Below are 9,094 nucleotides of genomic sequence, written 5' to 3'. Positions count from 1 at the left end.
ATCGTCCGCCAGGCCGGTAAGGACGCCCTGGCCTTCGGCAACGAGGCCTATGCGGGCATGGTCGCCGATGCCATCGCCCGGATGAAGGAGGAGGGCGTGGAGGTCGTGGAGACCGACGTCACCGGGATGCGCGAGGAGGCGCGCACCCTCTGGCCGGCTCTCCTGGAAACCATCCCGAACGGCCAGGCGATGCTCGATCGGCTGTCCGCAGAGACCCAGTGACGTCGGCGTCACTTATTGACTAGTAAGTAGACAACGACCTATCGTCGCCTCCAACGGCGCATCAAGACATCAGGGAGCCGGGAACGATGGACCTGCGCGGGCTAGCGCCAATCGACTGCGACCTCCACCCGGCCGTGCCGGGCATGGCGGCGCTGCTGCCCTACATGGAGCAGCACTGGCAGGACACGTTCATCGCGCGCGGGATCGACGGCCTGGACCTAGCCCTCTACCCGCCGAACGCGCCGATCTCCTGCCGCCCCGACTGGCGCCGGGACGGCGAGAAGCCCGGCTCCAGTCTGATCGCGATGCAGGAACAGGCCCTGGACGGGTTCGGCGCCCGCTTCGGCATCCTGAACTGCATCTATGGCGGGCCGGCCCTCTACAGCGAGGACATGGGGGCAGCCGTCTGCCGCGCCACCAATGACTGGATCCGGGCCGAGTGGCTCGACCGGGAGTCGCGCCTGCGCGCCTCGATCGTGGTGCTGGTGCAGAACCCCGAGCTCGCGGTAGCGGAGATCGAGCGGCTGGCATCCGACCGGCGCTTCGTCCAGGTCCTGCTGCTGGCGTCCGGCGAACTGCCGCTGGGCCGCCGCCAGCACTGGCCGATCTATGAAGCTGCCGAGAAGCACGGCCTGCCGATCGGCATCCATGCCGGCAGCGGCAACCGCCATGCCCCCAGCGGGATCGGCTGGCCGCCCTACCTGATCCAGGACCATGCGACCTATGCGCAGACCTTCCAGACCCAGCTCCTGAGCTTGCTGGCGGAAGGCGTGTTCGGCAAGTTCCCGAACCTCCGCTTCGTCCTGATGGAATCCGGCTTCACTTGGCTGCCGCCCTTCCTTTGGCGCGCGGTGAAGATGTGGCGCGGCATGCGCCGGGAGATCCCCTGGGTGGAGCAGTCGCCCGACCAGATCTTCCGCGAGCGCGTCCGCATCACGGTCCAGCCGGCCGATGCGCCCGCCGATCCGGCACAGATGGCCGAGCTTTTGAAGATGATCGGCTCGGACGAGATGCTGCTGTTCTCGACCGACTACCCGCACTGGCGGTTCGAGGGCCAGGACGCCCTGCCGCCGGGCTTCGACGATGCGCTCGTCCGAAAGATCCTGGTCGACAATCCGCTGGCCACCTACCCGCGCCTGAAGGAGACGCTGTCATGACCACCGCGACCGCGACGCTCGAACGGCCCGTGGCCCGGCAGGCGACCGAGATCGTCGACTGCGACATCCACCCGATCATGAAGTCGCCGAAGGACATCCTACCCTATCTGTCCCGGCGCTGGCAGGAGCATCACGAGACGATCGGCTTCCGCTTCCGCGGCCCCTTCCACGGCGCGTCCGCCTATCCCAAGGCGACGCCAGCTTTGTCGCGCGGCGACAGTTGGCCGCCCGAGGGCGGACCGCCCGGCTCCAGCCTGCGCTTCATGCAGGAGCAGCACCTGGATGCGCTGGGCATCACCACCGGCATGCTCCAGCCGCTCTTCCCGGTCGGCATGGACGAGCGCAACCTCGACTTCGCCCATGCGGTGTGCCGCGCGGTGAACGACTGGCAGGTGGACGCCTTCACCTCCCAGGACAGCCGCCTGAAGGCGAACATCGTGGTCGCCTGCAACGATCCGCAAGGCGCCGTCCGCGAGATCGAGCGCTGTGCCGGCGACGGCCACCATGTCCAGGTGTCGTTCGCCACCCGTGCGGTCGAGCCGCTGGGCAGCCGCCGCTTCTGGCCGATCTACGAGGTTGCCGAGCGCCACGGCCTGCCGCTCGGCCTGCACAGCGTCGGCACCAACGGCCATGCGGTGGGGGCCGGCGGCTGGCCATCCTTCTATTTCGAGGAGCACCAGTCGGTCTCGGTAAGCCTGCATGCCATGGTGGCGAGCATGGTCCTGGAGGGCGTGTTCGAGCAGTTCCCGAAGCTCAAGCTGATCGTGATCGAGGGCGGCTTCGCCTGGCTGGCCTCGCTCGCCTGGCGCCTGGACGATCTGTGGCCGAAGTTCCGAGCCGAGGTGCCGCATCTGAAGCACCCGCCATCCTTCTACATCCGCCGCAACGTCTACTGCACGACCCAACCGATGGACGAGCCGCCGATGCAGCGCGACCTGAAGACGGTGCTGGACTGGATCGGCTGGGACCGGGTCCTGTTCGCCACCGACTATCCGCACTGGGATTCGGACGATCCGCGCTACGTCTTCAAGTTCCCGATGTCCGAGGAGCAGCGCACCATGCTGTTCTCCGGCAACGCCAAGACCGTGTTCGGACTCGGCTAACATGGCGCGCCACATCGTCGCCAAGGCGTTGGACGTCCCGGCCGACGGCAGCAAGCTCGTCACCGTCGCCGGCCGCGCCATCGCGCTGTTCCGGGTCGGCGAGGAATACTTCGCGATCAACAATCGCTGCCCGCACGAGGGCGGCAGCCTCTGCCATGGCCGGCTGGTGAGCCTGGTCCGCTCCGACGAGCCCGGGACCTACCGGCTGTCGCGCCGCAACGAGATGCTGCAATGCCCCTGGCACGGCTGGGAGTTCGACATCCGCACCGGCCAGTCCTGGTGCGACCCGGAGCGGATCCGCACCCGCAACTATGTCGTGACAGTCGAGCCGGGCGAGGAGCTGGTGAAGGGCCCCTACAAGGCCGAGACCTTCCCGATCTCGGTCGATGGCGACTATCTCGTGGTCGAGATCTGAGGCGCTGATGGAGCCCGATGCCCGATCAGAAACGCTGGTGGTCAGGATCGGCGCGATCACCCGCGAAACCGACGAGATCCTGAAGTTCGTCCTGGTCGATCCCAACGGAGGCGCGCTGCCCGGATTTGCCGCCGGCGCCCATGTCGACGTGCACATCGCCCCTGGGCTGACCCGGCAGTACTCGCTCCTGAACCCGCCGGGCGAGGGCAGGCAGTATGTGATCGCCGTGAAGCGGGAGCCGCAATCCCGGGGCGGCTCGGCCGCCATGCACGGCGGGCTGGCTCCGGACGACCTCGTGCGGATCGGCTCACCCCGCAACAGCTTCGGCCTGGACCATGGCGCGGCCCACCACCTGCTGATCGCGGGCGGGATCGGGATCACCCCGCTGCTCTGCATGGCCCACCAGCTCGCTGCTACCGGCGGCACGTACACGCTGGCTTATTTCGTCCGTGCACCGGAATTGGCGGGCTTCGCCGAGGACCTGGCCCCGATCGCGCGGGCCGGGCGGCTGCAGCTTCATGCCGGGCTCAATGCCGAGGCCACGATCGCGGCCATGGCGGGCCTCCTGGCACGCCAGCCCGAAGGTGCCCATGTCTATACCTGCGGACCGTGCCCGCTGATGGATGCGGTGGGTGAGCTGGCCAAGGCCTGCGGCCGGGATCTGCCGGTGCATCGCGAAGACTTCACGGCACTGCCGCTTATCGCCGGGCCCGATCTCGCGGCCTTCGAGGTCCAGCTCGCCCAGAGCGGCGAGATCCTGCCGATCCCGCCCGAGCGTACCATCGCCGACGTGCTGATCGAGCATGGGGTGGCGCTCGACACGTCCTGCGAGCAGGGCATGTGCGGCACCTGCCTGACCCGGGTGCTGGGCGGCGTGCCGGAGCACCGCGACACGTTCCTGAGCGAGGAGGAGCGCGCGGCCGGCGACCACATCCTGCCCTGCGTCTCGCGCTCCAGGACCCCGCTGCTCGTCCTGGACCTGTGAGCCGGCCAGGGGCTCAGCTAGCCCGGCGGTGCCTCACCGTGCGTGACCGGCTGCCATAGGCGCGCAGCAGCATGTCGAGCAGGACCCGGTAGTTCGCCTCGACCGCCGCGAAGCCGCCGCTGTCCCGCGCGATCTCGCCGGCATAGGCAAACGCATAGCTCAGCATGCGCGCCAGCTCGGCCTGCGGCAGGCCGGCCTGGAGCTCGCCGCGGCTCACCGCCAGCCCCAGCGCGAACTCCACGGCGGCCAGGACTTCTGCCCGGAACAACGCGATGCGCTGCCGGATCTGATCGCTGACCACCTCGGAATCCCCGGCAAACCGCGTGAGCAGGCTCCACACCCGGCCGGGCTGGCCCTGCTGGTTGAAGCGGTAGTAGGAGGCCCGGTTGAACTCGATGGTGGCCTCGATCTTCTGCGTGAGACTGGACTGCTCGTCCCGCCAGATCCGCAGAAAATGCTCCGACACGCGGGCCGCGTAGCGGTCGAGCGCCTCGGCGGCCAAGCCCTGCTTGTTCTTGAAATGATAATGGATGTTGGTGGTGGTGATGTTCAGGATCTGGGCGATGTCGGCAAAACTGGTGCCGCGAAACCCGTTCAGGGTGAACAGTTCCGTCGCGACCGCCAGGATCGAATCGCGCATGGACGGACCGGCCTGATCACCGGTGCTGCCGTCCTTCGGAGCACGCCGGCGACCCTTGCGCACGGCTGCCCCGTCCGCCTGTGCACCGGGCGAGCCGCCGGCGGCCGGAAGGAGCGACACGGGCAGATGCGGGCCTGCCAAGCGCAGGGTCTCCTTGATGTCGAAGCAGGTGACCCTGGCCGGCTGCATGCGCTGCAAGGTCGTGCCGAATCGTACCTGCCCGGCTCCGTCTTTCAAAGGCTCGGCTGGATCGCGTCGGTCGGCAGCGTCCTGCAGCGCGACCGGCCACGCATCGCCGGACGGATGAACGCCCAGCCGGGCCGCCCACCGGGACCTGCCGGAAATCAACTGTGATCTTGGTCATCCTGACGAAACTGGCTGCCCGATAGATTCCGGCATGGTGACACAGGCACGGCCACGGAGCAGCCATCATGCCGATCGATCCTTCCGCATCCGCCGATGCCAACCAGCGGCCCGCAGGGCGCGCAAGCCGAAGGGGGGACCGAAGATGACCGGCATGAACCTGGCCGAGCTGGTGAAGATCGTGCATCTGCAGGCCATTGCGGCCCGTGAGGCCACAGTATGCATCACGGCCGCACTGGCCGAGACCGGCAGTCCCGAGCTGCGCGTGAGCCTGCACCGGCACTTCCTGCGCTCGGCCGCGACGCTCGACCAGGCGAGCCCGGTGATCGGCGAACATCTGCGGGAGCTCGCCGACCTTGTCGAGATTCTCGGGAGCCCGCCCGGCGGCCAGCCGGATGCCTTCATGGCTCCTGCTGAACTGAGTACGCAGCCGCACTGAGGCAGCTCCTGTTGCGGGCCTCGCACCACAGCCGGCCCCGGCTCGCTGCATGACCCTTCTATGCCGATCCGGCAGCGGCAACCGTGCCCCCTGACGCCTTGCTCCGGCATGGAGTGTCGTCGGCTCAGCCGGCACCATCCGTCGGCCAGAGCTGGTCCAGCAGTGCCTGGCGCTGGCGCCGCCACTGCGCCAGCACCTGTTCCATGGTGGCCAGGATCGCCCCGCTGCCGTGGGTGTCCCGTCCGGTCGCCTGTTGCCGCGCCAGCCAGTGCCATATCCGGGTGATCCGCAGCTCGCTCGCGGCCAGATGGTTCTCCACGGTGGCCAGCCGGGCCTGCGCGATCGCCCGGTTCAGCGGCAAGGGCTGACGGGAACGGGCAGAGCAGGAAACAGACATGGCGGTGCTCGCACGGGTTTGACGGGAGCACACACCTCTTTTAGCCGCCCGAGCCGGGAAGGATTGTGGGCGATGAGAAGGATAGAGGTCGGAGCAGGCCGATGACCACGCCGGTGGGCCGGTCCTGTACCCGATGGTGCAACATCAGGTCAGACCCAGGCACGGCCATGGGTGAGCGGCTCGTCTCGCTCCAGCAGCTGGCTTGTACGTAATTGGACCGACAACGCCCGTAGGAACGGCTGTCTCGTCAGGCCCGACCGACGGAGCCTTCGATGACGGCGCCAAGCCATGACAAGCAGCCGATCCAGGCTCATCTCTCCGAAAAGCTGGACCAGACCGAGGCGGACCGGCGGCGGGCGGACCGCCTGATCGCCGAACTGGAAGCCCTGCTCGAGGAAGCCAGGCAGCTGCGGGCGCGCTACCTGCCGCGGAAGCGGGAGCCGGATATCGATCGGTGATCCTCCAGAGCGGCATCAACGCCAATATTCGGCCCTTGTCCCCGCGGCTCGGCCGAGCAGGCGGTCCGTCGCACGTCGAACGATGCCGTAGCACTCGCAAGCAATGCTCTCGAGGCCCGGCCGGTCGGTGATGGTCATCCGCCCGGCGCGGTAGCTGATGAACCCGGCCTTCTGCAGCACGCCCGCAGCAGTCGTGATCCCGGCCCGGCGCACCCCCAGCATCATGCCCAGGAACTCGTGGGTCATCGGGAAGGTGTCGCCCTCGGACCGGTCATGCGCCATCAGCAGCCAGCGGGCCAGACGCTGCTCGATATGGTGGCGGCCATTGCAGGCGCCGGTGCGCACCACCTGGCCGTGATGAAGCAGGGCATAGCGCAGCAACAGCGTGCGCAGGGCCGGATCCTCCGCCATCGCCTGGCGCAGCGCGTCCGCCGAAATGCTCAGGGCGCTGCCTTGAGCCTGCACGATCACTTCCAGGTCGTCGAATTCCGCCGCGAGGATCACCGGCAGAGCGCTCATGCCCTCGCGGCCCATCAGCCCGACCTCGGCGCTGTCGCCGTCCTCCAGCGGGGCCAGTGCGGAGCACCAGCCGTTCTCGGGGAAATAGGCCGTGCCGACCGGTTCTTCCGGCCGGTGCAGCACCTGACGCAGCTCGAGCTCGACTGGGGTGAGCTGCGGCCACAGCCGGGTCAGGCTGTCCGATGGTAGGGCGGCCAGCAGGCGGTTGCGCGTTGCTGGGGTGGAGGAAGCAGTCGAGGCCATGGCGAGCTCCCGTAGGATGTCGGCGGGAGCACACACACCTCTCTCAGCCGCCCGCGCCGGAAGGTCAAAGCGGGCGATGAGCGTTATATGGGGGCGTCGTTCGGATTGCCGGCACGTTTGCGTACCATCGCCGCGAAAAGCCTTGCCCCTACGGACCGATGTTGCGACGAAAGCGGGCGGGGATGGGGTAGAGGTGCGGGCAGCCAGCCGGACCTTGCCGTCTCGACGACCACCAGAACGCCGTGGCCAGGATTGCCAAGCCGATCCTTCCCTTGAAGGACGGACCGAAGCGCCGACATGGGGAGAACCCGGCAGAACGCTGCAGGGAACCCGCTGTTTCCTGCGGATCAATGTCGTGGAGAACTTGCGCCGGCGTCAAATCCCCCCAGGAGCGCCGGCGCTTCTCTGTTTCTAGAGCCAAGCGCGTGCGTATCCAGGGCTGGGCGGCATCGGCCAGTCCGGCGCACCTCTGGTGCGGCCCTACTGCCACAGATCCTGGCGGGGCCAAACGGTTGGGCCGTCCCTCCTCCAGATCGAGCCGGCTGCTGCCCGTAGAGCCGGGGATGACCGGCTCGTCCGCCATCCGCAGGATCCCGGCCAGCATCGGGACCCTGACCGCCTGGCTCCTGCGCCCGGATGCTGCCGCTAGTGCTTGGTCGGCGCCAGCACCGCCAGCGACCTCGCGCTCTGGATGAGCTGGCGCAAGGCCCGGGCCCGATCATCGTTCTTGGCCAGGGCCGCTGCCACGCGGTGGAGCAGGCCGGCATCGGCAGGGGCAACAGCCGTCACGCTGATGCCCAAGGTAGAACGCGGCTTGGTCATGGCTTCCCCCCGGCTGCCCGCAATGGCTGATCCGATCAGCCCACGCCATAACCTGGAATAACTCCAACCAATTTGGATCAAATTTTCGGGAAATACGTGTGATGCCGATCGAGCCGCGGCCAGATCAACAGATCCTGCGCGGTCGGGGCGGCTAGCGGCCGGCCCAGCCGGGCTTCTTGGTCCCGCTAGTGCGCCAAGGGGGCCGGAGGAGGTGGCTGGGCAACCAGAGCCAACTGCTGGAACTGGGCATACACCATGATCAGGCCGGGCTCGGGCAGCGCGCGCACCTCCTGGACGACCGCCTGAAAGTCGACCTGCAAGGTCGCGCCATCCGCCTCCGGCTCCAGGCCGAACGACCCGCCAATGCGCTGGTCGGGCTGGATCGCTAGCTCGGTGGTGAACAGGATTCCCTCCGGACCAACGACCCGGGAAATCCCGACCCCACCGCCAAGAATGACCGGCAATTCCAGTAGATAATGGGTCATTTTCTGCTGCCTGGGCTGGCATTGCTGCAAGGCTCGGAAAGTAGAACAGCTAGGATCCGGCCAGATACGACGCCATCTATCGATGGATATAACCTAGTCTCGCCGGCATTCTTCAGGAAGAAGAAGCCGTGAGGTGGTTGCGCAGTGTGACGCAGCTATGCCGGACAAGCGCCAGGATGCGCTGGGCGCTGCCCCAGGGCACGTGCTTGCGCTGGGAGTAGAGGATGGACAGCTAGTTCTCGAGGCAGCCGATCTTCTCGCAGACATAGGGGGGCGGTGGCCTCCGGGCTGGAGCGCATCCTGCTGGTCAGGTGGCGTGCCGCCTCCACGGCCTGAAGATTGTTCCAGCCGTAGCTGTTGTTCGTGATGAGCTGCTCAAGCTCGTCCAGGAGGCTGAGGAAATGGTTCATTGTTATCTCCCTGGGCACCAGGATGCGGCTGGTGCCCGGGCCAGGACCGAGCATCTGCCCCAGGCTCTTCTCCGGTAAGAGAAGAGACCGGACCTATAAAATCAATATATTCCGGTAATGGCTGCTTCTTGTCCTGACTACAGGAGATTCTACGCAAGAATGCTGCCAAATATAACATGCATACTGCGTTAAAATTGACTGCGGCTGCAGCCGACTGCCCGAAAATTTGCGCAGGTCCTTCAACTCGCAGCACGGCGCTTGCCGGCACCATGCCGCGCGGCTGCTGCTCCGCCAGCACGGGGTGCGGGAGCTGGAGGTGGAATTGCAGGCCGATGAGATGGCGCTGCCGCTGCGGGTGGAGTTGGTCAGAGGATGCTGGACCGGATCCGAAACTGCGCCAGGTCGAACTGCCGAGACGGCTTCAGTTGATGTACAA

General features: G+C 67.2%; 11 protein-coding genes and 1 pseudogene. 7 read left to right on the top strand and 5 right to left on the bottom strand.

Going from position 1 to position 9,094, the window contains the following annotated elements:
* From EQG76_RS29365 to EQG76_RS29345, 5 genes and pseudogenes are all read left to right on the top strand, one after another.
* A pseudogene (locus tag EQG76_RS29365) lies at nucleotides 1-222 on the top strand (hypothetical protein); the annotation flags it as partial.
* An 86-nt stretch (nucleotides 223-308) separates the two neighbouring features.
* Nucleotides 309-1,379, top strand: coding sequence for an amidohydrolase family protein (locus EQG76_RS29360; protein ID WP_159718781.1), 1,071 nt, complete (start codon nucleotides 309-311; stop codon nucleotides 1,377-1,379).
* Nucleotides 1,376-2,482 carry an amidohydrolase family protein gene (locus tag EQG76_RS29355; RefSeq protein ID WP_159718779.1) on the top strand — a complete coding sequence of 369 codons (1,107 nt, stop codon included), beginning with the start codon at nucleotides 1,376-1,378 and terminating at the stop codon, nucleotides 2,480-2,482. Before EQG76_RS29360 ends, EQG76_RS29355 begins: the two co-directional genes overlap by 4 nt.
* Nucleotide 2,483: 1 nt before the next feature.
* Complete coding sequence (locus EQG76_RS29350) at nucleotides 2,484-2,897, top strand: Rieske (2Fe-2S) protein (RefSeq protein WP_159718777.1); 414 nt, start codon at nucleotides 2,484-2,486, stop codon at nucleotides 2,895-2,897.
* The gene (locus EQG76_RS29345; protein WP_200841231.1) at nucleotides 2,869-3,882 is read left to right on the top strand and encodes a PDR/VanB family oxidoreductase; all 1,014 of its coding nucleotides are present in this window, start codon (nucleotides 2,869-2,871) and stop codon (nucleotides 3,880-3,882) included. The genes EQG76_RS29350 and EQG76_RS29345 overlap by 29 nt, the downstream gene beginning before the upstream one ends.
* Nucleotides 3,883-3,895: 13 nt before the next feature.
* On the opposite strand, the gene EQG76_RS29340 is transcribed toward EQG76_RS29345, so the two are convergent.
* Nucleotides 3,896-4,711: a TetR family transcriptional regulator gene (locus EQG76_RS29340; protein WP_235031617.1), complete on the bottom strand. Its 816-nt coding sequence runs from the start codon at nucleotides 4,709-4,711 to the stop codon at nucleotides 3,896-3,898.
* Between the two features lie 319 nt (nucleotides 4,712-5,030).
* Between EQG76_RS29340 and EQG76_RS29335 the strand changes: the two genes are divergently transcribed.
* A complete protein-coding gene (locus tag EQG76_RS29335) occupies nucleotides 5,031-5,324 on the top strand; it encodes a hypothetical protein (RefSeq protein ID WP_159718773.1) in 294 nt (97 codons plus the stop codon).
* A gap of 124 nt (nucleotides 5,325-5,448) precedes the next feature.
* Here EQG76_RS29335 and EQG76_RS29330 read toward each other — a convergent pair whose 3' ends face one another.
* On the bottom strand, nucleotides 5,449-5,721 hold the full coding sequence (locus EQG76_RS29330; protein WP_159718771.1) for a hypothetical protein: 273 nt from the start codon (nucleotides 5,719-5,721) through the stop codon (nucleotides 5,449-5,451).
* Nucleotides 5,722-5,993: 272 nt separating this feature from the next.
* Here EQG76_RS29330 and EQG76_RS29325 point away from each other — a divergent pair, with 272 nt between their 5' ends.
* Nucleotides 5,994-6,179, top strand: a complete 186-nt coding sequence (locus EQG76_RS29325; protein ID WP_159718769.1) for a hypothetical protein — start codon at nucleotides 5,994-5,996, stop codon at nucleotides 6,177-6,179.
* A 15-nt stretch (nucleotides 6,180-6,194) separates the two neighbouring features.
* On the opposite strand, the gene EQG76_RS29320 is transcribed toward EQG76_RS29325, so the two are convergent.
* From EQG76_RS29320 to EQG76_RS29310, 3 genes are all read right to left on the bottom strand, one after another.
* Nucleotides 6,195-6,941 (bottom strand): Crp/Fnr family transcriptional regulator, encoded by a 747-nt coding sequence (locus EQG76_RS29320; RefSeq protein WP_159718767.1) that lies wholly within the window; start codon nucleotides 6,939-6,941, stop codon nucleotides 6,195-6,197.
* A 645-nt stretch (nucleotides 6,942-7,586) separates the two neighbouring features.
* On the bottom strand, nucleotides 7,587-7,763 hold the full coding sequence (locus EQG76_RS29315) for a hypothetical protein (RefSeq protein WP_159718765.1): 177 nt from the start codon (nucleotides 7,761-7,763) through the stop codon (nucleotides 7,587-7,589).
* Nucleotides 7,764-7,948: 185 nt separating this feature from the next.
* Entirely contained in the window at nucleotides 7,949-8,248 is a 300-nt protein-coding gene (locus tag EQG76_RS29310) for a hypothetical protein (RefSeq protein ID WP_159718763.1), read from the bottom strand.
* Between the last annotated feature and the right edge of the window lie 846 nt (nucleotides 8,249-9,094).

Source organism: Geminicoccus flavidas (assembly GCF_009806515.1).
In the GTDB taxonomy this organism is placed as follows: Bacteria; Pseudomonadota; Alphaproteobacteria; order Geminicoccales; family Geminicoccaceae; genus Geminicoccus; species Geminicoccus flavidus.
The sequence above is the reverse complement of the archived record's forward strand: the minus strand, read 5'-3'. Positions and strand labels throughout refer to the sequence as shown.

Bases quoted from the DNA above. Each gene is read 5' to 3' on its own strand.
- EQG76_RS29360 (WP_159718781.1), top strand. From the start codon at position 309: ATGGACCTGCGCGGGCTAGCGCCAATCGACTGCGACCTCCACCCGGCC.
- EQG76_RS29355 (WP_159718779.1), top strand. From the start codon at position 1,376: ATGACCACCGCGACCGCGACGCTCGAACGGCCCGTGGCCCGGCAGGCG.
- EQG76_RS29350 (WP_159718777.1), top strand. From the start codon at position 2,484: ATGGCGCGCCACATCGTCGCCAAGGCGTTGGACGTCCCGGCCGACGGC.
- EQG76_RS29345 (WP_200841231.1), top strand. From the start codon at position 2,869: ATGGCGACTATCTCGTGGTCGAGATCTGAGGCGCTGATGGAGCCCGAT.
- EQG76_RS29340 (WP_235031617.1), bottom strand. From the start codon at position 4,711: ATGCAGCCGGCCAGGGTCACCTGCTTCGACATCAAGGAGACCCTGCGC.
- EQG76_RS29335 (WP_159718773.1), top strand. From the start codon at position 5,031: ATGACCGGCATGAACCTGGCCGAGCTGGTGAAGATCGTGCATCTGCAG.
- EQG76_RS29330 (WP_159718771.1), bottom strand. From the start codon at position 5,721: ATGTCTGTTTCCTGCTCTGCCCGTTCCCGTCAGCCCTTGCCGCTGAAC.
- EQG76_RS29325 (WP_159718769.1), top strand. From the start codon at position 5,994: ATGACGGCGCCAAGCCATGACAAGCAGCCGATCCAGGCTCATCTCTCC.
- EQG76_RS29320 (WP_159718767.1), bottom strand. From the start codon at position 6,941: ATGGCCTCGACTGCTTCCTCCACCCCAGCAACGCGCAACCGCCTGCTG.
- EQG76_RS29315 (WP_159718765.1), bottom strand. From the start codon at position 7,763: ATGACCAAGCCGCGTTCTACCTTGGGCATCAGCGTGACGGCTGTTGCC.
- EQG76_RS29310 (WP_159718763.1), bottom strand. From the start codon at position 8,248: ATGACCCATTATCTACTGGAATTGCCGGTCATTCTTGGCGGTGGGGTC.